This window comes from Leucogemmata humicola, assembly GCF_055379415.1.
On record NZ_AP040875.1, the window covers coordinates 1834060 to 1858290 of the forward strand.

At 62.4% G+C, this 24231-nt stretch carries 19 protein-coding genes; 17 read left to right on the top strand and 2 right to left on the bottom strand.

The features are described 5' to 3' along the window. The first annotated feature begins 5 nt into the window (after positions 1-5). The 14 genes from AC6H4Z_RS07545 to AC6H4Z_RS07610 all read left to right on the top strand — a co-directional run bounded on the left by AC6H4Z_RS07545 (position 6) and on the right by AC6H4Z_RS07610 (position 15390). Entirely contained in the window at positions 6-2546 is a 2541-nt protein-coding gene (locus tag AC6H4Z_RS07545) for a hypothetical protein (RefSeq protein ID WP_497546138.1), read from the top strand. A gap of 71 nt (positions 2547-2617) precedes the next feature. Continuing rightward, positions 2618-3853, top strand: coding sequence for a chorismate synthase (aroC, locus tag AC6H4Z_RS07550; protein WP_497546139.1), 1236 nt, complete (start codon positions 2618-2620; stop codon positions 3851-3853). Then, positions 3810-4373: a shikimate kinase gene (locus AC6H4Z_RS07555; RefSeq protein WP_497546140.1), complete on the top strand. Its 564-nt coding sequence runs from the start codon at positions 3810-3812 to the stop codon at positions 4371-4373. Before aroC ends, AC6H4Z_RS07555 begins: the two co-directional genes overlap by 44 nt. Positions 4374-4504: 131 nt before the next feature. After that, complete coding sequence (locus AC6H4Z_RS07560; RefSeq protein ID WP_497546141.1) at positions 4505-4744, top strand: DUF494 family protein; 240 nt, start codon at positions 4505-4507, stop codon at positions 4742-4744. A gap of 2 nt (positions 4745-4746) precedes the next feature. After that, entirely contained in the window at positions 4747-7263 is a 2517-nt protein-coding gene (gene topA / locus AC6H4Z_RS07565; protein ID WP_497546142.1) for a type I DNA topoisomerase, read from the top strand. 37 nt (positions 7264-7300) lie between these two features. Beyond that, the gene (locus AC6H4Z_RS07570) at positions 7301-8473 is read left to right on the top strand and encodes an LIC_10091 family protein (RefSeq protein WP_497546143.1); all 1173 of its coding nucleotides are present in this window, start codon (positions 7301-7303) and stop codon (positions 8471-8473) included. Between the two features lie 18 nt (positions 8474-8491). Beyond that, entirely contained in the window at positions 8492-9844 is a 1353-nt protein-coding gene (trmFO, locus tag AC6H4Z_RS07575; RefSeq protein WP_497546144.1) for a methylenetetrahydrofolate--tRNA-(uracil(54)-C(5))-methyltransferase (FADH(2)-oxidizing) TrmFO, read from the top strand. Continuing rightward, entirely contained in the window at positions 9837-10784 is a 948-nt protein-coding gene (locus AC6H4Z_RS07580; protein WP_497546145.1) for a tyrosine recombinase XerC, read from the top strand. The genes trmFO and AC6H4Z_RS07580 overlap by 8 nt, the downstream gene beginning before the upstream one ends. 52 nt (positions 10785-10836) lie before the next feature. Further along, positions 10837-11220 (top strand): hypothetical protein, encoded by a 384-nt coding sequence (locus tag AC6H4Z_RS07585; protein WP_497546146.1) that lies wholly within the window; start codon positions 10837-10839, stop codon positions 11218-11220. Between the two features lie 44 nt (positions 11221-11264). Next, entirely contained in the window at positions 11265-11813 is a 549-nt protein-coding gene (gene hslV, locus AC6H4Z_RS07590; protein WP_497546147.1) for an ATP-dependent protease subunit HslV, read from the top strand. A 69-nt stretch (positions 11814-11882) separates the two neighbouring features. Next, entirely contained in the window at positions 11883-13358 is a 1476-nt protein-coding gene (gene hslU / locus AC6H4Z_RS07595; RefSeq protein ID WP_497546148.1) for an ATP-dependent protease ATPase subunit HslU, read from the top strand. Between the two features lie 34 nt (positions 13359-13392). Beyond that, positions 13393-14301 (top strand): ornithine carbamoyltransferase, encoded by a 909-nt coding sequence (gene argF / locus AC6H4Z_RS07600; protein WP_497546149.1) that lies wholly within the window; start codon positions 13393-13395, stop codon positions 14299-14301. Beyond that, positions 14298-14771 carry a thioredoxin-dependent thiol peroxidase gene (bcp, locus tag AC6H4Z_RS07605; RefSeq protein ID WP_497546150.1) on the top strand — a complete coding sequence of 158 codons (474 nt, stop codon included), beginning with the start codon at positions 14298-14300 and terminating at the stop codon, positions 14769-14771. Before argF ends, bcp begins: the two co-directional genes overlap by 4 nt. A gap of 61 nt (positions 14772-14832) precedes the next feature. After that, positions 14833-15390, top strand: coding sequence for a pyridoxamine 5'-phosphate oxidase family protein (locus tag AC6H4Z_RS07610; protein WP_497546151.1), 558 nt, complete (start codon positions 14833-14835; stop codon positions 15388-15390). 64 nt (positions 15391-15454) lie between these two features. On the opposite strand, the gene AC6H4Z_RS07615 is transcribed toward AC6H4Z_RS07610, so the two are convergent. Then, entirely contained in the window at positions 15455-18040 is a 2586-nt protein-coding gene (locus AC6H4Z_RS07615; RefSeq protein ID WP_497546152.1) for a zinc-dependent metalloprotease, read from the bottom strand. 73 nt (positions 18041-18113) lie between these two features. Further along, complete coding sequence (locus tag AC6H4Z_RS07620) at positions 18114-20855, bottom strand: DUF5916 domain-containing protein (protein WP_497546153.1); 2742 nt, start codon at positions 20853-20855, stop codon at positions 18114-18116. 146 nt (positions 20856-21001) lie between these two features. On the opposite strand from AC6H4Z_RS07620, the gene gcvT reads away from it, so the two are divergent. The 3 genes from gcvT to AC6H4Z_RS07635 are packed head-to-tail and all read left to right on the top strand — an operon-like array spanning position 21002 to position 24190. After that, positions 21002-22105, top strand: a complete 1104-nt coding sequence (gene gcvT, locus AC6H4Z_RS07625) for a glycine cleavage system aminomethyltransferase GcvT (protein ID WP_497546154.1) — start codon at positions 21002-21004, stop codon at positions 22103-22105. A gap of 37 nt (positions 22106-22142) precedes the next feature. Beyond that, positions 22143-22637 (top strand): MogA/MoaB family molybdenum cofactor biosynthesis protein, encoded by a 495-nt coding sequence (locus AC6H4Z_RS07630; RefSeq protein WP_497546155.1) that lies wholly within the window; start codon positions 22143-22145, stop codon positions 22635-22637. Continuing rightward, on the top strand, positions 22634-24190 hold the full coding sequence (locus AC6H4Z_RS07635; protein WP_497546156.1) for a sigma 54-interacting transcriptional regulator: 1557 nt from the start codon (positions 22634-22636) through the stop codon (positions 24188-24190). The genes AC6H4Z_RS07630 and AC6H4Z_RS07635 overlap by 4 nt, the downstream gene beginning before the upstream one ends. Positions 24191-24231: the final 41 nt, after the last annotated feature.

A 24231-nucleotide genomic window follows, 5' to 3' on the forward strand; every position in this document is an offset into this window, starting at 1 on the left:
ATACGATGCGATCTGTTTTGATTCGCCTAGCCGCGTTGTCCGCGGGAGTCATGATTGTCGCGAGCTGCGACACGCGACTCCCAACGGCGACCACCCTTCCGACGACGGTCGGTTCGTCACCGTCGTCGTCCTCCAGCACCACGGCGCCAACCGTCGTGATCGACTCGCCGCTTGCCGGCGCGTTGATCAACGTCGGCGATTCCGTCCTCGTGACGGTTCGTCTTCACGACGCCAAACAGCTGAAGAACGCGACGATCGTCGGGATGACCGAGAAGGGCAGCGTCGATCTCGGCACCTACACGCAGACGGCGCGGTACAAGTCGGTCTCGATTCCGGCCGTGGGAACCTTCCGCACTGGTCTTCGCGACACGACGATCCGCCGCTACCTGCAGCCGATCAGCGCTGCTGACACGTCGCTCGACAGCCTCCGAATCGTCGTCATCGCGACGGATTCGCTGGCCGCCGACACGGCCAGCCGCCTGATCGACATCGTCGCTGGACCAAAGGTCAGCGTCGTTGCTCCGACCACGGGCGACAGCATTCCTGCTGGCGTCGGCTTGAACGTGTCGGCTCGCGCGCAGCATCCGAATGGCGTTGGCCGCATCGATATTCGCGTCACCGGTGAGGCGAACTGGCCCACCAAGTTCGATACGTCGTTTAGTCAGGTGTACACCACCAATCCGCGAGACGTCACGTTCTCCGCGGTGGCGCGTGTTCCTCTGAATGCACCGCTCCGCGGCCGCATCACGATCACGGCATCAGCCGTGGACGTCGACCGCCAGCCAGGCTCTTCGACGCCGGTCGCTGTGTACGTTCGCAGCGCCAACGCGGCAATCCCGCGCGTCGTGCAGACCGTGTTGCCCAAGAGCGAATATTCTGATTCTGTGGTTGTCCGCGCGACTGGTGAAGCCATCACTCGAGTTGGCATCGTCATCCGCGATAGCAGCGGTACGATCATCCAGCGCGACAGCATCCTGTTGGCGCCGCCGTTCAACGCGAACGTGCAGGCGAGCGTTCCGCTCGCGGTGCCGCCGTCGCAGCAGGGCAAGAAGCTGAATATCACGGCGTTCGCCGTCGACCAGGCCGGTCGAGTTGGTTACGCGGTTCCGGCAACGCGCGGCAACTCTGAGAGCGACATCAACGCCGCACAGCGCGACTCCACGCTCATCGTCTACGGTCGCACGTACACGCTGCCGCAGCAGGGCACGATCGGCGACATCGCGGTCGATGCGGCGCGCGGTAACGTGTTCCTTTCGAACACCGCGTTCAACCTGCTCGACGTCTGGCAGAGCTCGAACAGTGGAAAGGGCTTCGCGCCGAATGCCATTGCGGTCGGCTCGCTCCCGTGGGGTCTGTTCATCTCGAACAATCCTGACACGCTGCTCGTCGCAAATTCAGGCGGTACGAACATCAGTCGCGTCTACATCGGATCGACGAACGCGTCGAGCCTGCACGAAGACTTGCCGAACCGCATTCTCACCCGAAACACCTACGTGTTCACGGTGACGGTGCAGCGCGACGAAACGACCGGCAAGATCAAGCTCAGCGCGGCCGGACCGTTCAGCTACTCGGATCGCCCGCAGTACATCGCGCAGTCGCGCGGCGGCCGCGTGTTCTACTCCACGCGTCCCACGCCGACGGCGCCGGCAGGCACCATTCGCTGGCTCGATCCGAGCCTGCCCGTTCCGGATCCGCGTCAGATCTGGCAGTACGGCGACGTCACCAAGACAACCGAACAGGTCTACGCGCTGTTCAACGTCGACTCCATCGCCCTCATCCAGGCGCCGCCGTCGTCCGATTCATCCGACAAGCTGGTCATCTGGGATCACCCGTACGGTCAGCGCAGCGGAATGATCCAGACGGTCGATCCGCTTCCGCAAAACGCAGTAGCCGCGGCGCTCGCCGGCGGTAGCGACGCAGAATTGGTTCGCGGTCTCGTGGTGCCGTCACTGGCACTCACCGACACCACGTTTGCGGCGGCCAGCGGCGATCGTAACTGGATCGCGTTCGGCGAAGGACACAAGACAGGCGCCGGTCGCGTCATCATGGTGGCCGATTCTGCGGGACCGGTTCCGAACTTCTTCTCGCCGCTCGTCACGATCTCTGACCTCACCGACAACGCGTCGGAACAGGTCTTCGGATTGGCGCTCGACGTCAACGGTGGAACCGTAGCCTCTCACGGTTCGCAGTCCTTCTTCTCCGCGGTGAGCGATCCGTTCCACCTGCGCTTGCAGGGTAAGTACGATTCGTTCGACAACGGCGCCGGCATCACGTTCCATCCGAACGCAGCCGGAACGCTCTCACCGGCCAACCAGCGTCTCGCCTTCGTTGGAGCGGCGAGCGGCGTCGTCGAGATCGTGGACGTTGCCTACTACATCAACCGCGGCAAGCTCCAGCTGAAGAACCCGATCTATGGACCGCTCCGCGCGAGCGGACCAATGCCGGGTGACGCGCCAGACGTCGTGATGAAGCTCTACGCCGTCGGTCAGCAGGGTCTCGTCGTCATCGACCTCACGGCCGCCGATATCAAGCCTGGCCCACCGTGATTCTCAGATCGTAGCAGTAGTGAGACGGCGCGCGTGGTTCACGCGCGCCGTTTTACTGTTTACCCTTCACGATGCACCTTCGATTCACTACCGCCGGCGAATCGCACGGCCCAGCCCTCGTAAGCATTTTGGAAGGAATGCCCAGCGGCATTCCGTTGCTTGCTGACGACGTCAACGTCGAACTCGCCCGTCGGCAACAGGGCTATGGTCGCGGACGACGTATGCAGATCGAGAAGGACTCGATCGAATTCCTGTCCGGCGTCCGCGCCGGTGAAACGCTCGGTTCGCCCATCGCGATGCTGATGCACAATCGCGATTGGAAGAATTGGCAGGCGATCATGGATCCCGCTCCCGATCCTGCACTCGCGGCCACCGGCGAGAGCGCGGACACCGCAGCGCAGCCGCAGCGCGTGACGCGTGCACGCGCCGTGACACGCGTTCGCCCTGGCCACGCCGACCTTACCGGAATTCTCAAGTACGATCGCGACGACGCCCGTGACATTCTCGAGCGCGCGTCGGCGCGCGAGACCACGGCGCGGGTTGCCGCCGCGGCGATCTGTAAGCGTTTCCTCATGGAGTTCGACGTTCGCATCGGCAGCCATCTCGTGCACCTCGGTGGCATCGATGCGGTGCGGCCATCCACGATGCCCGCCGACATCAACGCCGCCGCCGATGCGTCGCAGTTGCGTACGCTCGACCCGGCCGCGGAGGCGCGCATGATCACGTACATCGATGAGATCAAGCGCGCGGGGAACACACTCGGTGGCATCTGCGAGGTCGTCGTCGACGGATTGCCCGTCGGCCTCGGCTCGCATGTCTCTTGGGATCGCAAGCTCGATGGGCGCATCGGCGCGGCGATCCTGTCCATTCCCGCCGTGAAAGGCGTCGAGATCGGAATGGGCTTCGACACCGCGCGCGTCACTGGCGCCGACGTTCACGACGAAATCGAAATGGCGCCCGGTCAGGTCCGATCGGGCAATGTCCGTCGCAAGACGAATCGCGCTGGCGGCCTCGAGGGTGGAATGACGACGGGGGAACCGCTCGTCATTCGTGTCGCGATGAAGCCAATTAGCACGTTGATGCGTCCTCTGGGTACAATCGATGTCGCGACCGGTGCCCCAGCGGCCGCGGTCGCCGAGCGTAGCGACGTGACCGCCGTACCCGCGATGGGAGTCATCGCAGAAGGAATGCTTGCTCTAGTGCTCGCCGACGCGTTCCTCGAGAAGTTCGGGGGCGATTCACTCGGGGAGATCAAACGGAACTATGACGCCTATCTTTCGCACCTCGCAGCCCGGCTCGGTAGCTGATCCGTCGAAACCGCACCTGATTCTGGTAGGATTGCCGGGATCGGGAAAGACGACGGTCGGCCAAGCCGTAGCGGACAAGACCGGGCGCACCTTCCTGGACTTTGATCTCGAGATCGAGCGACGGGAAATGCGCTCGATCGGCCAAATCTTTGCGGAGCGCGGAGAGCCGTATTTTCGGAAAAAGGAGCGTGAGCTTACGGAAGAGCTCACTCTGGTGGGGAACATGGTCGTGTCGCCGGGCGGTGGCTGGATTGCCAACCCCGACGTCGTCTCCATCGTCCGACCCCCTAGTCGGCTCATATACCTTAGAGTGCACCCAGAGACCGCGTTGAAGCGTTTAGGCCCCATGCGGAGCCTCCGACCGCTGCTTTCGCGGCCGGATCCGCGTGCCGAGCTCGAGCGTCTCTTCGAGGCGAGGAAGGCCGCATACGAAGCGGCCGATCACGTCATAAACACGGAACTCTATAACCTACAAAGGGTTATAGAGAAGGTGATCGAGCTTGCCTCGGCGGGGGTGTAAGAATACGTTACCGTTCCAATAGGGTGGCGGGGCCGAATGTGAAGGATTCGACAGGGAGAGGATCGATGCTACCCGCATCAGACATCCTCCCCTTCTTGCTTTTGGTCCGGCCTGCGCGTCCAGAGTAGGAGATGATGACTTTTCGAGTGTTGGGTCCGCATGAGCGCGGACGGTTTGCCCCCGAAGCCTGGGGTCATCTTTTGGCGTTGAAGGGCTCCGGCGCGCTGAACGCTGCCGAGCTCGAGCACATTATCGAACGGGCACTACTACAGATCGATGGCCGCATTGCCCTGGACGACCTCCGCTCCCTCATGGAAGGGGCGGGCTTCGGCGAGCCAGGCGAGAGCGACCAACACCAGACGGTACACTGAGCATGGCAACACGAAAGCGCCCCTCGAGCGCCAAACGCGGGACTGCGGCGGCCAAGACCGCCAAGCCTCGCGCATCGGCGAAAAAGGTGGCAAAGAAAAAGGCGACGACTAAGGCGACTGCTCGCCGGGGTCGCGTCAACGTTGCAGACGACGTATCGGAGTACGAAGCCGAGGCCGCAGCCTCCGGCGGCACCAGCACGCTCGTCATCGTCGAGTCGCCGGCCAAGGCGAAAACGATCGGCAAGTACCTCGGCCGCGGCTACCGCGTTCGTGCAACGGTCGGGCACATCATGGATCTGCCCGAGAAAAAGTTGGGCGTCGACGTCGACAACGGCTTCACTCCCGACCTCGTTCCGATTCCCGGAAAGGAAAAGACCATCGCCGAACTGAAGAGCGCGGCGAAGGACAGCAAAGAAGTGTTGATCGCCACCGACCCTGATCGCGAGGGCGAGGCGATTGCGGCGCATGTGGCAACGCAGATCGCGCCAAAGCGTGGGGCGCCGCAGGTGCCGATCCGTCGTGTGCTCTTTCACGAGATCACGAAGGACGCAGTGCAGCGCGCGATTCAGAACGCTGGCGTCATCGACAGCAAGAAGGTCGAGGCCCAACAGGCACGCCGTCTTCTCGATCGTCTGGTGGGCTACAAGGCCAGCCCGGTGCTCTGGAAGACGGTCAAAAAGGGCGTCTCCGCTGGCCGCGTGCAGACCGTCGCGCTCCGACTCATCGTCGAGCGCGAGCGGGAAATTCGTGCATTCAAGCCTGTCGAGTACTGGACCATCGAGGCGCTGCTGGAGCAGGACGGTCAGCAGTTCACCGCCAAGCTCCATCACATCGACGGCAAGAAGGCCGAGATCCACAACCAGGCCGAAGCCGAGCGTATTCTGGACGACCTGAAGGCGCGTCGCACTTTCGACGTCACCGAGGTCAAGCGACGCGAGCGTCGCAAGAATCCATCGGCGCCGTTCACCACGTCTACGCTCCAGCAGGAAGCCGCGAAGAAGCTCTCGTTCGGCTCCAAGCGAACGATGCGCGTCGCTCAGGATCTGTACGAAGGTGTCGACATCGGTAACGAAGGTACCGTTGGTCTCATCACGTACATGCGTACCGACTCCACCCGCGTCGCTGAGAGCGCTGCAGCGCAAGCCCGCGACTATCTGCGTGTGCTGTTCGGTGAGGAGTTCGTCGCCAAAGCGCCGCAGCTCTACGGCGCCAGCGAGAAGAAATCAAAGAACGCTCAGGAAGCCCACGAAGCGATTCGTCCGACCGATCCGACGCGTCGTCCCGACGAGATGCGGAAGTATCTGAGCGCCGATCAGCTCAAGCTGTACACGCTCGTCTGGCAGCGCTTCATGGCGTCGCAGATGACGCCGGCCGTGTTCGACACCACCACCGTCGACTTCGACATTCCGTCGACGATGCAGCCGGACATCGGCCGTCGCAGCTATCTGTTCCGCGCCACCGGCTCGATCATCAAGTTCCAGGGCTTCCTCGTACTCTATCGCGAGTCCCGCGAAGAGGGCGAAAGCAAGGCGCTCGAGGACGAGCAGGCGCTGCCTGTCGTCGAAGTCGGCGAAAAGGTGCCGTGCAAGAGTGTCACGCCGAGTCAGCACTTCACCGAACCGCCGCCGCGCTTTTCGGAAGCGAGCCTCGTGAAGGAACTGGAACGGCTCGGCATCGGCCGACCGTCAACGTACGCGTCGATCATCTCGGTGCTGGCGGATCGTCGCTACGTCGAGCTGAATCAGCGCCGCTTCTTCCCGACTGAGCTTGGCGAGAGCGTCGAGAAGGTGATGGTCAAGCAGTTCCCCGACATCTTCAATGTCGACTTCACGTCGGCCATGGAAGGGGAGCTCGATAAGGTCGAGGAAGGCGATCTCGGTTGGCAGAAAGTTCTCAAGAACTTCTATTCGCCGTTCGCCAAGAGCCTCAGCAAGGTCGACGCGCCGTCGCTCATCGCCGAAGCGTACGATCTCTCCGCGGTTCCGGAGCTTCGTTGCCCCGATTGCGGTGGCAAGCTCGAAGCACGCGGGGGATTCTTCGGGCCGTTCCTCGCCTGCGAGAATCATCCAAAGACGTGCAAGTACACGCGACCGATCAAGGGCGAGAAGGCCAAGCCCGTGATGACGGAGCACATGTGCCACGTCTGCGGCGCGCCAATGGTCATTCGTCAGGGTCGCAGCGGCCAGTTCCTCGGCTGCAGTACGTTCCCGAAGTGCCGCGGCACTCGCTCTATGCCGACGGGCGTATTCTGCCCGAAGGATGGCGGTGAGCTCGTCGAGCGTCGCTCCAAGAAGCGTGGCACTGCGTTCTATGCGTGCTCGAACGAGGAGTGCGACTTCGTAGCGTGGAACAAGCCCGTGGCCGAGAAGTGTCCGGAGTGCGGTTATCTCGGCGCCGAGATGAAGTTCACCAAGGCGCGCGGAGATTTCCGTAAGTGCCTCAAGTGTGGCAACGAGTGGGATGTTCCCAAGCCGGATGATGCGGCTGAAGAAGTGGATGCCGAGGCGCTAGCCGGATAGCGCCGCGGCGTCGCGTTCCCGTAAAACGGAGAAGCACGTGACTGCTCGTTTGCGCCGGTTGGGTCTCACACGCGTGCTCGCGCTCGTCGCGAGCTACGCGCTCTCCTCGGGAAGCCTTCACGCCCAGGCTGCCAGCACCATCCCACAGCGCCTCTCCGACAAGGAGCTGTGGCAGCTCAACGCCGATTTCTCCGAGCCCGCCGGATACTTCCGGTCGGATAACCTGCTCTCGAACGAGACGGGCTTTCAGTTCGTCATTCCTGATCTCGTTCGGCTGATCAAGCCGGGCAGCGTGTATCTCGGCGTCGGGCCCGAGCAGAATTTCACGTACATCGCTGCGCTGAAGCCGAAGATGGCTATCATCTTCGACATCCGCCGCGGCAACATGATCGAGCACCTGATGTACAAGGCGCTCTTCGAGCTGTCGGCCGACCGCGCTGACTATCTGTCGCGACTCTTCTCGCGCCGCCGGCCGGCCGGACTCGATTCGTCGTCGACGGCGCAAAAGCTGTTCGACGAATTCGTTCAGGCCACGCGCGACTCAGCGCTGTACAAACAAAACCTCGCGGCGATTCGCGACCATTTGACGAAGGATCGTGGCTTCGTCATGGCGGATAGCGACGAGAAGTATCTCGAATACGTCTACTCGGCGTTCTTCACCGGTGGACCACAGATCAACTACAACTATCCGAACGCCGGCGGTGGTTTCGGACGCGGCAACATGCCGACGTATGCATCGCTGCAACTCGCGACCGATTCCGCTGGACGGAACTGGGCGTATCTCGCCACCGAAGCGAACTACCGTTGGCTCAAGGATTTCGAGACGAAGAATCTACTTGTCCCGATCGTCGGCGATTTTGCTGGTCCCAAAGCGATTCGCACTGTAGGGCAGTATCTCAAGGATCACCACGCCGTCGTGGGGGCGTTCTATACGTCGAACGTCGAGCAGTATCTCTTTCAGGGCGTCGATGAGTGGAAGCGGTATTACACCAACGTCGGAACGCTTCCGCTCGATTCTGCCAGCTCATTCATCCGATCCATCGGCGGTGGTTTTCGCGGCGGTGGCGGTGCTCCGCTGCGCGTCGCCGGCCAACAGATGCTCCTCGGCGGACGTTTGCCGTCGGTGACGTCATCGATGCTGGATCTGCTGAAGGCGTTCAACGAGGGAAGAATTCTCGGGTACGCCGACGTGATCAACATGTCGCGGTAATTACCTTTCGCGGCATCTATGTCTTCAGCGCCAATCCATATCGTCGGCGGCGGACTCGCCGGAAGTGAAGCCGCGTGGCAGCTTGCCGAACGCGGCCACGACGTCGTCATCCACGAGATGCGCGGCGTGCGCGGAACGCCAGCGCACAAGACTGACCGTCTCGCCGAACTGGTCTGCTCGAACACGTTCAAGAGCACCGAAACGACGAACGCCCACGGCCTGCTCAAAGCCGAAATGCGCGTGCTCGGCTCGGTCGTGCTCAACGCCGCAGACGACGCGCGCGTTCCCGGCGGCAGTGCGCTCACGGTTGACCGCGATGTGTTTTCGTCTGGCGTGCATGATCGCGTCACGTCGCACCCGCGAGTCACCGTGGTGCGCGAAGAAGTCGCGTCGCTGCCGAGTCCCGGATTGATCGCGACCGGGCCGCTGACATCTGATGCACTCGCCGAGGCGATCCGCGCGCGACTGGGTGTCGCGTCGCTCGCCTTCTACGACGCCATCGCGCCCATCGTCGCGCATGATTCGATCGACGAGTCGATTGTATTTCGCGCATCGCGCTATGGTAAGGAAACGATGGCCGAGGCGGGAGAGGAGGGCGCGTATCTCAACTGCCCGTTCACGCGCGATCAGTACGAGGCGTTCATCGACGCACTCACGGCGGCCGATCAGCACCACGGTCACGAGTTCGACGAGGTGCCGTACTTCGAGGGCTGCATGCCGGCCGAAGAAATGGCGCGCCGAGGTCGCGAAACGTTGCGCTTTGGTCCGATGAAGCCGGTTGGACTTCAGGATCCACGCACCGGACGCGACGCACATGCGATCGTGCAGCTGCGGATGGAAGATCGTGCCGGTCAGATGTGGAACATCGTTGGTTTCCAGACGCGACTACGCATTCCGGAGCAACAGAAAGTCTTCCGAATGATTCCGGGATTAGAAAACGCTGAATTCCTCCGCTACGGTTCGATTCACCGCAACTCGTACGTCAATTCGCCAGCGTCGCTCTCGCCGCATCTTTCGCTGCGCGACGACCCCATGACACTGTTTGCCGGACAGCTTACGGGCGTCGAGGGCTACACTGAAAGCACGGCGACGGGTCTGCTCGCGGGAATCAATCTGTCCCGCATGCTCGCTGGCGAGGCGCCCGTTATTCCGCCGCCAACGACGATGCTTGGCGCCCTGTATCGGTACCTGCGAGAGGCCGATCCAAAGCACTTTCAGCCGATGAACGCCAACTTCGGTCTGGTTGACGATCTGCCGACGCGCGTGAAGGACAAACGCGTCAAGCGCGAAAAGCTTGCGGAACGTGCGCTACGCGATATGGCCGAATTTGCGTCGACGGTACTGCACCGCGGGCCAGCGCAGCATGTCTGACGGCGGTGACACGCCCGGCGCCCTGCCGGATGCGATCACCGATTATTTGCACCACCTCGCCAAAGAGCGCGATGTCTCACCGAATACCGTTCGCGCATACGAACGAGATCTGCGCGAGTTCGTCGCATACCTGAGCCGGTACTATGCGGGTGCCGCGTGGAGCTGGCAGGGCGTCGACCGTCTGGCAATGCGTGGTTTCCTCGGCGCGCTCTCCAAGCGCGGGCTCGGCAAGCGCTCCATGGCGCGCACGCTGTCGGCGATCAGAAGCTTCTATCGATACTTGCACCGCAACGAGCTCGTCGACACCAATCCTGCGCGCGCCGTCGGTGCGCCGAAGCTCGACAAGTATCTACCGGGCTATCTCGATCGCACGCAGATCGACCTGCTCTTTCAAATGGCCGAGCTTCGAGCGTCCGAAGGCAATTTCGTCGACGTGCGCAATCTGGCGATTCTCGAGCTTTTCTACTCCACTGGAATGCGTCTGTCGGAGCTGCAGGGGTTGAGTCGCGGCGAGCTCGACATGATCAGCCAGCAGGCGAAGGTGCGCGGAAAGGGAAGGAAGGAGCGCATCGTTCCGATTGGCGATCACGCCATGCTCGCGCTCCGCAACTACGAGGCTAAACGCGACGATCTGATTCGAGGGATTGGCCAGGGCGCAGACCGAAACGCTGTGTTCATCGCGCGCACTGGGAAGCGCATTGGCGTGCGTGCGGTGCAAAAAGCCGTTACCGCTTTCCTCGAGATGATCGATGAAGACGCCGGGCTGAGCGTTCACTCGTTGCGTCATACCTTCGCGACACATCTGTTGGACGCTGGTGCCGACCTTCGTGCGGTCCAGGAGCTACTCGGCCATGCGTCGATCTCGACGACGCAGATCTACACCCATACCAGCGTCGAGCGACTCAAACAGGTGTACCAAAAAGCCCATCCGCGCGCGTAAGGGTCCAGAAACTGCTTCATGAGGCCGATGATGACCGATCTCGGCCTCGCGAATGCGGATTGAAATACTCCCACTCATTGTCGGACTCCTGATGGCCCTCGTCGGCTTCGGGCTCCTTTTCGACGCCTGGACGCCCGACGATCTACTGGTGAAGCGCGAGCGACGCCGTCGGCCGCGCGTGGAGCGCAACCGGGGCGGGGAAGCGTGCATCGGCCTCGGTGTCCTGGGAATGGCGGCGGCGTTCATTGGTCGCGACACGTGGCGGTATTCGGTCATCGCCGTGGTCGCCGGGACGGTGTTGCTGTTGTACGGAGTCATCCGCAACTGGCGTTTCCTGGGCGAACTGATCTCGAATCGTGGATCGCTTCGCCGTCGCCCCGAAACGCCGGGCGGCCCCACGCCGCCGGACGTCACCAAGGCTGAGCGACGCGCCTAGGTCAAGCCGTTGGGTCGGTTTGCGGCCTGCGCTATGTTCCGGTCATGTCGACAGTACTTCCCCGCATGCGGGCGACGACCATTCTCGCTGTGCGGCGTAACGGAAAGGTCGCGATCGGCGGCGATGGCCAGGTGACCGTTGGTGAGACGGTCATGAAGTCTCACGCGCAGAAAGTTCGGGTCCTTCGCGGCGGTAAGGTTGTCGCCGGCTTTGCCGGTGCCGCCGCCGACGCCATGACTCTGTTCGAAAAGTTCGAGGAAAAGCTCGAGCGATATCCCGGAAACATTGCGCGTGCGGCAGTCGAACTCGCAAAGGAATGGCGCAGCGATCGCGTGCTTCGCCGCCTCGAAGCGCTACTCATCGTGGCCGACAAGGATCACGGCTTCATCGTGTCGGGCACTGGCGAGTTGATCGAGCCGGACGATGGCGTGCTCGCGATCGGATCGGGCGGGTCGTATGCACTCGCTGCTGCGCGTGCTCTGAGCGACAACACGCAGCTCGATGCGCCGGAGATCGTGAAGCGCGCGATGCACATCGCCGGCGAGATCTGCATCTACACGAATACGAACATCACCGTTCTCGAAACAACCTGAGCGTCGCGCGCCGCGCGAGATACGTCCCGATGACGCGGGGCGCAATCGCTCGTCGTGTGCCGTGCATCTATGCCTTCGACTCGCACTCAGCAAGCGCTCGCCAAGCTCGCCGATCTGACGCCACGCCAGATCGCGGCGGAGCTGGATCGGTACATCGTTGGGCAGGCCGACGCGAAGAAGGCCGTCGCGATCGCGCTTCGCAATCGGTGGCGCCGCCAGCGCGCGCCGGAATCGATTCGCGAAGAGATCTCGCCGAACAACATCATTCTCATCGGCCCCACGGGCGTCGGTAAGACGGAGATCGCGCGCCGCCTGGCCAAGCTCGCCGGCGCGCCATTCATCAAGGTCGAGGCGTCGAAGTTCACCGAAGTCGGCTACGTCGGTCGCGACGTCGAGTCCATGGTGCGCGATCTCGTCGAGAGCGCCATCGACATGGTTCGCAGTGAGCGCGAGACGGAAGTCGAGGAGCTCGCACACGAGCGCGTGGACGAGCGGTTGCTCGACCTGCTGCTTCCGCCGCCTCCGCCGACACCGGCGCCCACAACGCCGACCGACGCCGCTGCGCACGATCCTAAGCGCGAAGAAGACGCGCTGGGTGTGTTTCTCGTGTCCGGCACCGGAGCGGTGACGAAGGAAGCCAACGATCCTGCACAGGATCGATACAAGCGCACCCGCGACAAGCTCAAACAACTGCTGCTCGACGGAAAGCTCGAAGAGCGCGAAGTCGAAGTCGAAGTGACGCCGCAAGCGTCGCCAATGTTCGACGTGCTCGCGTCACAGGGCGGCAACGAAGGCATGGACAACATCTCCGACATGCTCAAGGAGATGATGCCCAAGCGAAAGAAGAAGCGCACGGTGAAAGTGGCCGAGGCGCGCCGAATTCTGTTCGAGCAGGAGCTCGAGAAGTTGATCGACCTCGAAGACGTCACTGCCGACGCGCTCGATCGCGTCGAGAAGCTCGGCATCATCTTCCTCGACGAAATCGACAAGATCGCCGGCGAGCGCTCGCAGATGGGAGGCCCGGACGTGTCGCGCGAAGGCGTGCAGCGCGACCTACTGCCGATCGTCGAAGGCTCGAACGTCCAGACGAAGTACGGCATGGTGAAGACCGACCACGTTCTCTTCATCGCTGCCGGCGCGTTTCACGTATCCAAGCCGAGCGATTTGATTCCGGAGCTGCAGGGCCGCTTTCCGATTCGTGTTGAGCTCAAGCCGCTCACCGAACAGGATTTCGTCCGCATTATGACGGAGCCGGAGAACGCGCTTACCAAGCAGTACGTCGCGCTCGTCGAGGCGGAGGGAGCTAAGCTCGAATTCGCCCCCGATGGAATCGCCGAGATTGCGCGAATCGCTGCGCTGGTGAATCAGCGGATGGAGAACATCGGCGCGCGTCGATTGCATACCGTCATGACCACGCTGCTCGAGGACGTTCTGTTCGACCTTCCGGATCGCGGGACGGCCACGATCTCGGTGAATGCAGAAGTCGTCTTGGATCGATTGAAGGCCATTGTGGAAGACGAAGATCTGAGGAAATACATTCTCTAGCGTCTAGCGGGCCGCAACTAGCACCTACTCAACCATGACCTCCGACTTTCTAGCCATACCGGATTTCACGCGCCCGGAGCTCGAAGGCCTTTTTCTGTTGGCCGAACGGATGCGCGGCGGGAAGTACGACAAGAAGCCGCTCGCCGGAAAAACGCTCGCCATGATCTTCATGAAGTCGAGCACGCGAACACGCGTCTCGTTCGAGGCTGGCACCTACCAGCTCGGCGGGCACGCCATGTTCCTCTCGGCGCGCGACGTTCAGCTTGGCCGCGGCGAGCCGATCGCCGATACGGCGAAGGTGTTGTCGCGCTATGTGAACGGCATTCTGATTCGCACCTTCGCGCACCAGGACGTCGAAGAGCTCGCGAAGTACGCCGACGTGCCGGTGATCAACGGTCTGACGGATTTGTTGCATCCCTGTCAGATCCTCGCCGACCTTCTCACCGTTCGCCAACACCTCGGCGACATCAACGGAAAGAAGTACGCGTGGATTGGCGACGGCAACAACATGGCGAACTCGTGGATCAACGCCGCGTATCGCTTCGGCTTCGATCTCGATATCGCGTGTCCGGAAGGCTACGAGCCGGCCGACCATCTGCTCGCGCGTGCGCAGAAAGTCGCGAAGGTTCGCATCGTTCGTGATCCGATGGAGGCGGCGAAGGGCGCGCACGTCGTGAACACTGACGTGTGGGCGTCGATGGGGCAGGAGCAGGAGCAGAAGGAACGCGAGCGCGCGTTCCACGGTTTCTCCGTGACGCCTGAGCTGATGAAGCAGGCGGACAAGAACGCGATCTTCCTCCACTGTCTTCCGGCGCACCGTGGCGAGGAAGTGTCGGCCGAGGTGATCGACGGTCCGCAGAGTCGCGTGTGGGATGAGGCGGAGAATCGCCTTCACATTCAGAAGGCGATCATGGCCGTGCTCATGGGTGGAGAGACTCTATGATTCCGAAGGCTGGCACCCTCGCGCCGGACTTCACGGCGCCCACCGACACTGGTGAGTCGCTCACTCTGTCATCGCTTCGTGGGCGCCCAGTCGTGTTGTTCTTCTATCCGAAGGACGACACATCGGGTTGCACCACCGAAGCGTGCTCCTTCCGCGATCACCTGCCGCGTTTCGACGGCCTCGACGCAGTCGTGCTCGGCATCAGCCCCGACTCGGTAAAGTCGCACCAGAAGTTCAAGGAGAAGTTCAATCTGCCGTATCCCCTCGTTGCCGACGAAGACAAGAAGATCGTCAACGCATACGGCGTGTGGGGCGAGAAGTCGATGTACGGCAAGAAGTACATGGGCGTGGCGCGCACCACGTTCGTAATCGATCGCGACGGCAAGATTGCGCGCGTGTTCGAGAAGGTGAAGCCGGCGGATCATGCCGTTGAGGTCGCAGAAGCGGTCGCGGCACTGAAACTGCCGTGAATGGGCGGGCCGGCCGCGCGATTGCGCGCGCCCGCCCTCACCCCTTCACGCCAACTCCGCCATGGAAGTCTCGCTCGAAAAAAAGCTCGACGACCTGTACAAACTCATCGACGGCATCGAGACCGCGATGGTGACGACGCGACGGGCCGACGGCCATCTCATCTCGCGTCCCATGCAGACGCAGCGGCGAACGACCGGAACCGATCTCTGGTTCATGACGAACGCCGAAAGCGAGAAGTACGAAGAGCTCGTGCACGACGACCACGTCAATCTCTCGTACTACAAGGACCGCACGCGCGAGTGGGTGAGCGTCAGCGGACGCGCGATCCTGTCACGTGATCGCGATCTCATCGACGACCTCTACCATCCGAGCTGGCGCGCTTGGCTCGGTGATGTCGGCGATGGAAAGCGCGACGGTGGTCCGCACGACCCGCGCATCGCGTTGATTCTCGTCGAGGCGGATAGCGTCGCGTATTCAAAGACGGACAAGCCAATGCCGCTCGTCCTCTTCCACGTCGTGAAGTCGATGATCACCGGCGACAAGCCAGACGTCGCCGATCTTCGGCACCTCGGCCGCGACGAACTGGAAGCCCCGCGCGAGCGCCCAGACTTGCGCTGAGGTCGAGGTCCCTGATCTCTGGTCTCTGGGTTACCCCTGAGACCAGAGACCTCAGACCAGTGACCTATCTCTTCGGGTCCAGGATCTCGCCGATCCGGTGATCGGCTGCCTGCAGGTGCATCTTCGTCTCGCGATCGGCGGCCTTATCCGTGCCGCGACGAATCTCTGCACGAAGCGAGACCAGCTCGCCTCGAACCTGAGAGCGGGCATCCTCCGAGAGCGGCTCGATGCGAATGCCGAGTGCTGCGAGCTGCGCAATCTGTGCAGCAGCGGCCGGCGACGGATTCAACTTTCCGTTGACGACCGTCAGATAGTTGTTCTGCAGCAGCCGGCGATACGCGTCGATCTTTGGCGTGCCGGTATATAGCTCAGACCACACACCGTGCTGCAGCTCCTCGAGCATCTGTGCGAGCGAGTAGGCCGTCTTCGGATCGCTGGCCAGCGCCGGACCTTCGATCAATCGGTTGAGACGCTGATCCTGCATCACCTGCACGAGAATGCGATTCTGCGCGCCGCCGACGCGCGTCAGCATTCCACCCGCCTCGATGCGCGCGCCGATCTCAGGGCGAATCAGATACGTCGGCGTCTTGAACACGCTGTCGTTCAAGAAGTGCATTGCGCCCTGTTGCCGCGCCTTCGAGAGCGGCACGTACACCGGGCCGGCTTGCCCACCTGCCTTGTACTGCACCGTGCCGCCGCCGATCATCGTCGCCGGATGGCCTGCTTCCGTCGCCCACTGACCAACGGTGCGGTCGTACAGCGCCTGGAGCAGGTCGTTGTCCTCACCTTCGCGCGTCCCGGCTTGCACGACGTAACCCATCACGCGCGCGATGTTCTTGAATCCGAGCCCGGTCGCCTTCACAGGATCGGCATCGCCCACTGCCTCTGACTGCGTTCCGTATCCGCCGAATGGATTGTTGCCAGAATACCGATACCACGGAATGGTGTCCTGCATCCGAATCCAATGCTCGAGCGTCGATCGCTCTTCCTCCGGCGTCTTCGTGCCGGGAATCTCACGATAGCCATATGAGATCGTGTATTTGTCCCACGGCCCAACGCGCGGCAGAATGTCTTCGAGCGCGAGCTTGTCCTCCGGCTGCGCTACGTAGTTCATGCGCGAGTAATCCATGATGCTCGGCGCATGGCCCATGCGATGCGCCCACGACGCGCTGCGCAGCGAGTCGACGGGATACATCGAGCTTCCAATCTGATCGTGCGGTAGGCCGAGCGTGTGGCCAATCTCGTGCGCGACCCCAAACTCGATGAGGCGCCCCATCAGCGAATCGGGGAAGGGAATCTTCCGCGCGCGGACGTCGAACTGCGACGCCTGCGTGAAGTACCAGTACTGCATCAGCTCGATGAGATTGTGAAAAATCATCGACGAGCCGTTCAGTATCTCGCCCGTTCGCGGATCGTGCACGTGCGGTCCGACAGAGTTCTCCACGGTCGATGGCAGCCAACGCACCATCGTATGGCGGACGTCTTCCGGCGACCAATCTGGATCTTCCATCGGTACATCACCGGGGATGATCGCATCCTTGAAGCCTGCGGCCTCGAACGCCGGCTGCCAATCGAGAATCGCCTTGCGGATCCACGGCTTCCACTGATCCGGCGTGTCCGGATCGACGTAGTACACGATCGGCTTTTTCGGGAAGCAGAGATTGCCCTGTCTGCGCTCGGAGCACTCGAGGCGCCAGCGTGTGACGAACTGCTTCGTCAGCGCTACTTGCTCGCGCGTTCCGAAATCCACGGTGCTCACGGTGATGAAGCCAATGCGCTCATCCGCTCGACGCGGCCGCATGGGCTGCTCCGGGAGACGGACGATACTCCAGTGCGCCACGACGCTCTGCGCGGGCCGCGCGCCGCCGAGTCCGGGGAGTGTCGGACCAGTTGGCGTGGGGTTGCCGGTCTGCGTCGCTTCAATTTCGATGTTATCAGGAAACGCAATCGCGCGTTCGATATACGATCGCGTCGGATCGATCGCGCCGCGAATAGCCGCGAACTCCGGCATGTTTGTCGTGAACAGCCTTGTCACGTCGACGACGGCCGCGCTGTCGGGCCCGTAGGCTTCGACGTTCAGAACGGCGATGACGGAACCATAATTCGAATTCTGTACTGACCGAAACACCGATGTGCCGCTGTCGGCGGTGATGGCATATGAGACCGAACGAAGGATGACGCGGTTGCCGCTGCGCTCCCAGCGCAGCGTCCGTTCGCCAAACCGATCGCCCGCGTATTCACCGAAACCGTCCGCGGGGCCGGGCGTTTGATTCCCCGCCGCCGCGCGCGCGAGCCGGCCCACGACGAGTTCGTCCTTATTGAGTTCCTTTGATGGAATCTCGAACAACAGTCGTTCGCCGACGCGGTGTACGATCAGCATTCCGCGCCGAGTCTTTGCCTCGCCTGTGACGACGCGAGCGTACGGTCGCGGACCGCCCGGAGGCGGAAACAACGGACCGCCGCGCCCCTGAGTCGAATCTGGCGCTGTGGGCAGCGCTCCTCCAGGCGGAACGGTCGGTGCGCCGCCGCGACCGGAGGCATTCGCCGTTGTTGGCGCTGGGCTGGTTGGCTGTGGCGCCGAGGATGGTTGGCGTGGCGAACAAGCGGCCGCGGCCAGCACGGCCGCGCCGAAAACAATGCGACGTGTCATGTCGGAAGAAGCAGGGAAGAGGTCTCTTGGAAACTGCGGGCCGATCCTGCTCCCCGCAATCGCTACAGATGTCCTATCGCGGCAGCCACCAACTTGCCTTCACGAGAAAAACGTTGTCCGGACGCATCGCGAGTAGCGCCGTGCGATCTCGCTGGAATTCCAGATCGCCGAATTCCTGTGAGCCGGAACGCGATTGGGTCCATGCCACGTAGAGCACCGATCCTGGTCGGTATTCCCAACGGAATACTGCATTGCCGCGCAGCGACTGCTGGCTGAAATCCGGATTGTCGATCGAGAACGGCTGCGCCGCACCGTTTCCGTCCGGATCGATCGTGTACGACAGCGCGTGTCCCGACGCATCCTTGGTCGTGGACAGCGTCCCGCGATCGCGACCGTAGACGACCAGCCGCGAGCTGCGTGGCGCGGAGAACTCTTCGAAATTGGAGTACCGCCCGGCCGCGAAGAATGGCTGGACGTACAACTCGAGCGTCATTTTTGGCGTGAACGTCACGCTCACGCGCGTGTCCAGGCCGAGGGTACGCTGGTCCAGATCGGACATGACGTATCGCGACCCGTAGAACGACGTCGCGGTCGGATCAGAAAGGGCTTCGACATACTGCGGCGTGCCGTGCGACCGGCTCCACGACGGCCCGAACGACAACGTCAGGTTCGGTGCCGGCCGATAGTCGGCGCTGAGTGAGATGGACGGACTCGCTCCACCGCGAGTGTCCCAGTAGTACGAGAGGTTCGCGTTGCCGACCCACGCATGTCGCGAGTCAGTCGAGACGTTCGTCGAAGCGAAGTGACTGGCGGGCGTGCCAGCTACAGGGCCTCCACGCAACAAGCGATCGTCGATCGCTGCCGCGCGATAGATGTGGAACAAGGACAGATTCCAGAACGTGGGCGTCGTTTCCGCGAAGTACTGATGCAACTGAGTCCACGTTCGGTCACCCTCGTAGTTGTACTGCACCTGGCCGCCAGCGAGCGCGCTCAGCGATCGATACCACGACGTCGGCTTCGTCCACGTCCGCGCGATGTTTGCCAGACCAAACGTGTAGTCAGCGCGCTGCTGGAATGCGTAGTCGTTGGTCTCGTAGCCCGGCGTGCGTGTGCTGAACTGCACTTCGCCGAACACGTCGCCCGCGTCTTTCGCGAGTCTGGCGTACGCACCCATGCCTCGCAGCGATGTTGCCGTCGAGTCGTACCTGCTCGACAAGAATCCGTCGGAGCCGCCGGCGCGATCTGGGCGCTGGAAGTATCGCGCACTCGACTGCTGCCGCAGCAAAATCTCTCGCGCGTCGCCCGACACGTTCGTCAGCGCAACGTTGGCGCGAAACGAATACATGCGGTCGCCGAAGGTGTACAGCACGTCGCTTCCAACCATCTCGGCGTGCTTGGCTAGGCGCGGCGCAAACGTCGAATCGATGTTGCGCGCTACGCCGCTGAACATGCCGCCGACGACGAGGTTGCCCGCGTCGTAATCACGCTTCACTCGGCTGACGAGATAGTTCGCCAACGGCTCGACCTCCTGCGTCAGCCGCTGTCCCGCCGTGGTTTGCACCCGCGCGTTTGCCTGACCGGTGACGGCGTCGAGGAGGCCAACCGTGAATCCTCCGGCCGTGCGTCCGGTGATTTTTCCGGCGCCGAGTATTGTCGTCGCGTCTGGAACGTCGGCCCAGGCGTAGTTGTCGGTCGCGAGACCGGCGCCCGTTGGCGACCGTCCGATGCGTCGAGAGTAGAATCCACTCATTCCCTCGACGTTGCTGCAGAAGTTGCAGTTGACTCCGCCGAAGTCGAACACCTGCGATCCCTCGACGAAGAACGGCCGCTTCTCCGGGAAGAACGTTTCAAACGCCGAGAGGTTGAGCACCGCTGGATCCACTTCGACCTGCCCGAAGTCCGGATTGATCGTCGCGTCGAGCGTGAGGTTGGTCGTCAGCCGATCTTTGAGATCGAGCCCGACGCGCATCGTCGGCCGCCCTTGTGTGTTGAACGGATCGTTTGGCGCTGTAGCGATCGACGAGGATTTACTCACCGCATAGGGCAGCAGTTCGAGCTTCGACCGCGATGCGCCAATGCGCAGTCCTTCGAGATGGCCAAAGCGCGCCGGTCCGCCGCCTGATTCGGTTTTGCCCCACCACGACCACTGATCCTGCTCGTCGCGCCGCTTGATGAAGCGGCGTACCTGCAATCCCCACGTTTGCACCGAATCGCGGGAAAAGCGCAGCTGACTGTACGGAATCCGAATTTCCGCAGTCCAGCCATCTTCGTCCACGTGCGTTGCCGCTTCCCAGATCGGGTCCCACGACTGGTCGCAGCAGGACGTCCCGATGCCGATGTAGTCGCCCTTCGATCCCGACGGGTTCACGTCGAAGAACGCGCGACTCAAATGGTCGTGATATCCATCGATGACCACTTCGAAGTAGTCCGAATCGAACGAAGCGTCGCGCCGCACGAGCCGGGTGATGACGCCGCGGCCGCCTTCGGTGTCGTACATTTTCGCGCCGATGTACAGCGCCTCGTCATCGAACAGGAATCGAACCTCTGTCCGCTGCGATGCCGGCTTTCCCTCTTCCGGGTCGATCTGGCGAAATTCCGTAATCGGCGGCGCTGCCTGCCACGCCGGCTCGTCGAGTCGCGCGTCGAGCACGACTGCGCCGACTCGGCGAACGGCCTTCGCACTCGGGACAGCCACCGAGTGACCGGCCGCGATCACGGTGGCTGAGGTTGCCGGCGTCGCGGGGACTTGCGACGCGAGTGCCGCCGGTGTGAAGAGGGCGAGCAGGATGAGTGGGCGCATAAACGACGTAGGCATAGGTGGTTCGACACTAACGGCGTGCACATGGTTGGAGTGTCGAACTCCGCGAATTCGAACAGCAACTTTACGCGGGCTTACATGGCGTTGACTCGGGCTCGTCAGGCCGCTAGCACGTACGGCCCAGAGCCAAGCATATTCCTTCGATGACTACTGACACGCTTCTCAAGCGCACCCCCCTCTACGAAAAACACGCTGCGCTCGGCGCCAAGATCGTCCCGTTCGCCGGGTACGAGATGCCGGTCCAGTACGCCCAGGGCATCACGGTCGAGCACAAAGCCGTTCGCGAGCATTGCGGCCTGTTCGACGTGTCGCACATGGGCGAGTTCATGATTCGTGGCGCCCGTGCCGTCGATTTCGTGAACTTCGTAACGACGAACGACGTGGCGGCGCTGGCGATTGGCCAGGTCCACTATTCGACGATTCTCAACGATCGCGGCACGATCGAAGACGACTGCCTTGTCTATCGCTTTCCCGACCATGTCATGATGGTCGTGAATGCGTCGAACATCGCGAAGGATTTTGCCCACATCGCGCGTCACGCGGACCGTTTCGGCGTGACGATCGAAGACGTCAGCGACGATATGGGATTGCTCGCGCTTCAGGGCCCCGAAGCGGCGAAGATTCTCCAGCCGCTGACCAAGACCGATCTCTCGGCGATCAAGTATTACCACTTCGCCGAAGGTGAGGTTGCCGGGATGCCGATGATCATTTCGCGCACGGGATATACGGGCGAGGACGGGTTCGAGCTCTATCACGACGTGAAGTACTCGACCAAGCTCTGGGACGCGTTGATGGCTGCCGGAAGTGTAGCGCCCGCCGGCCTCGGCGCGCGCGATACGCTGCGCCTGGAAATGGGAATGGCGCTCTACGGCAACGACATCGACGATACTGTCACGCCGCTCGAGGCCAACCTTGCGTGGCTGGTGAAGCTCAAGAAGGGAGAATTCGTCGGCAGTCCCGTACTCAATGAGCAAAAGGCGAACGGCGTGTCGAAGAAGCTCGTCGGCTTCACGCTCGGCGATCGCAACATTGCGCGTCACGGCTATCCGGTCTACGTCGCCGGCGAACAGAGCGGCGTGGTGTGCAGCGGTACCATGAGTCCGACGCTCGGCACTCCGATCGGCACGTGCTATGTGCCAACCGCATTGGCCAAAGAGGGAAGCACGTTCGACGTCGAGATTCGTGGCAAGCGAGTTCCAGCCACCGTCGCCAAGACACCGTTTTACAAAGACGCTTCTCATCTGTGAGCCGCGGAGCACCACGGCACGCCAAGCGGGTTGCTGAATGCGAATCGCGATTCTGACTGTCTCCGACGCCGGCGTGCGTGGCGAGCGCGCCGACACGTCGGGCGACGCGATCGAAGCGTGGGCCCGCGGCCGAGGGTACGAGATCGCGGCGCGTGAAATCGTGGCGGATGACACGGCGCAGATCGTCGCACGCCTCACGGTGTGGTCGGATACCGACGCCGTGGAGCTCGCGCTGACCACGGGTGGCACCGGTCTCGGTCCGCGCGACATTACGCCCGAGGCCACGCGAGCAATCTTGCATCGCGAAGCGCCGGGCATCGCTGAGCGAATTCGGCTACTGTCGCTCGGCACCTTTCCACGCGCGGCCCTTTCACGCGGGCTGGCTGGCACGCGCAATCGGACGTTGATCGTGAATCTTCCCGGCTCGCCTGGTGGCGTCAAAGACGGATTGGCCGCGCTCGATCCCATCATAGATCACGCGGTCGCCGTTCTGCGCGCGGATCATCTCGACCACGACGCCGCGCCGCAATGAAGATTCTCTTAACGCTCCAGGACGTCGAACCTGCTGTTCGCCTCAACGCACTCCTCGAGCAGGAGGGTGTGGACACTGCGCTCGTGTCGCCGCTCGACGACATTCGCGCAGCGCTCAAACGCGAGAAGCCGGACATCATCGTCTTCACCGGTGATCTTGCCGATCCGTCGACCGTCGCCGTGGTGAAGGAACAGCTCTGGGACGGGGCCGCGGTGGTTGGCCTGTCTGACCATCCCGACGCGGCGAACGTGGAGCGCTTACGCGGACTCGGCTACGTCGACGTTTTCCCCAAGCCCGTCAATCTCGACGAAGTCCTCGGCGGGCTTCATCGCCTGTTGGAGCGACGCCGTCTGCAGCAGATCACTGGATTGATCGGCGAAAGCGACGCGATGCGCGAAGTGATGGTGAGCGTCGAGCAGATGGCGCCCGTGTCGAGCACCGTGTTGATCGAGGGCGAGAGCGGAACGGGGAAGGAACTCGTCGCGCGCGCCATTTCCATGCTCAGCCCGCGCAAGAACAAGCCGTTCATTGGCGTGAACGTCGGCGCATTGCCCGAATCGCTGCTCGAGAGCGAACTGTTTGGCCACGAGAAGGGCGCGTTCACCGGTGCGGCCGAGCGGCGTCTTGGCCGTTTCGAGTTGGCCGATACGGGCACGCTCTTTCTCGACGAGATCGGCGAAATTCCGCCGCACACGCAGGTCAAGTTGCTCCGCGTGTTGGAGGAACGCGAGTTCATGCGCGTTGGCGGTGCGCAGCCGATTTCGGTGAACGTGCGCGTCGTGGCCGCGACGAATCAGCCGCTTCGTGAACTCGTCGACGAAGGGCGCTTCCGCGCCGATCTGTTCTATCGGTTGAACGTGCTGCGCATCTATTTGCCGCCGTTGCGAGAGCGACCGGACGACATTCCGCGGCTCGTGCGCCGGTTCATTCAAGAATACTCAAAGCAGCATGATCGGCGTTTCCACGGGATCTCGTCGGAAGCGATGCAATTCCTGATCGACTATCCGTGGCCGGGGAACGTCCGTGAGCTTCGGAACCTCATCGAGAGCATGGTCGTGCTTTCGCCAGGGCACGAGATACAGCCCGACGATCTGCCGCGGCAGATTCGCGATCAGGGAGGAGCGCGATTGCTGCCGGTCCACGTCGGCCCGATCGTGCGCGGCCAGGAGCACGCGACCGGTCGAGAGCTCGAGTTCATCGTGCGCAGCTTGCTCGAGCTCAAGCTTCAGGTCGAGGAGCTGCGGCGGAGGATGGATGACGACCGTCCGCCGGTTCGCGACGGGTGGATAGGTGACGTGCAGCCAGCGACCATCGCGGGCTCAGGGTCGGTCCAGGCGATCGAGCCGCGCGATCAGGCGCCACCGCCGAACGTCGTCACGATCCAGCCGGGGACAAAGATGGCCGACATCGAGCGGTCGGCTATCGAGGCGGCGCTCAAGGAGACGCGCGGGAACCGAAGAAAGGCCGCAGAGATGCTTGGTATCGGCGAGCGGACGCTGTATCGGAAGATCAAAGAGTACAGAATGCCCGAACATTTGTACCAGGACGGCTAAGACGTCGGTCAGGTTTGCCAAACCGGGCTGAACTGGACATA

Coding starts and splice junctions, on each gene's coding strand:
- trmFO (WP_497546144.1), top strand. CDS start 8,492: ATGTCTTCAGCGCCAATCCATATCGTCGGCGGCGGACTCGCCGGAAGT.
- AC6H4Z_RS07620 (WP_497546153.1), bottom strand. CDS start 20,855: ATGCCTACGTCGTTTATGCGCCCACTCATCCTGCTCGCCCTCTTCACA.
- gcvT (WP_497546154.1), top strand. CDS start 21,002: ATGACTACTGACACGCTTCTCAAGCGCACCCCCCTCTACGAAAAACAC.
- topA (WP_497546142.1), top strand. CDS start 4,747: ATGGCAACACGAAAGCGCCCCTCGAGCGCCAAACGCGGGACTGCGGCG.
- hslV (WP_497546147.1), top strand. CDS start 11,265: ATGTCGACAGTACTTCCCCGCATGCGGGCGACGACCATTCTCGCTGTG.
- AC6H4Z_RS07630 (WP_497546155.1), top strand. CDS start 22,143: ATGCGAATCGCGATTCTGACTGTCTCCGACGCCGGCGTGCGTGGCGAG.
- AC6H4Z_RS07610 (WP_497546151.1), top strand. CDS start 14,833: ATGGAAGTCTCGCTCGAAAAAAAGCTCGACGACCTGTACAAACTCATC.
- AC6H4Z_RS07585 (WP_497546146.1), top strand. CDS start 10,837: ATGCGGATTGAAATACTCCCACTCATTGTCGGACTCCTGATGGCCCTC.
- AC6H4Z_RS07555 (WP_497546140.1), top strand. CDS start 3,810: ATGACGCCTATCTTTCGCACCTCGCAGCCCGGCTCGGTAGCTGATCCG.
- aroC (WP_497546139.1), top strand. CDS start 2,618: ATGCACCTTCGATTCACTACCGCCGGCGAATCGCACGGCCCAGCCCTC.
- bcp (WP_497546150.1), top strand. CDS start 14,298: ATGATTCCGAAGGCTGGCACCCTCGCGCCGGACTTCACGGCGCCCACC.
- AC6H4Z_RS07635 (WP_497546156.1), top strand. CDS start 22,634: ATGAAGATTCTCTTAACGCTCCAGGACGTCGAACCTGCTGTTCGCCTC.
- hslU (WP_497546148.1), top strand. CDS start 11,883: ATGCCTTCGACTCGCACTCAGCAAGCGCTCGCCAAGCTCGCCGATCTG.
- AC6H4Z_RS07560 (WP_497546141.1), top strand. CDS start 4,505: ATGATGACTTTTCGAGTGTTGGGTCCGCATGAGCGCGGACGGTTTGCC.
- AC6H4Z_RS07615 (WP_497546152.1), bottom strand. CDS start 18,040: ATGACACGTCGCATTGTTTTCGGCGCGGCCGTGCTGGCCGCGGCCGCT.
- argF (WP_497546149.1), top strand. CDS start 13,393: ATGACCTCCGACTTTCTAGCCATACCGGATTTCACGCGCCCGGAGCTC.
- AC6H4Z_RS07545 (WP_497546138.1), top strand. CDS start 6: ATGCGATCTGTTTTGATTCGCCTAGCCGCGTTGTCCGCGGGAGTCATG.
- AC6H4Z_RS07580 (WP_497546145.1), top strand. CDS start 9,837: ATGTCTGACGGCGGTGACACGCCCGGCGCCCTGCCGGATGCGATCACC.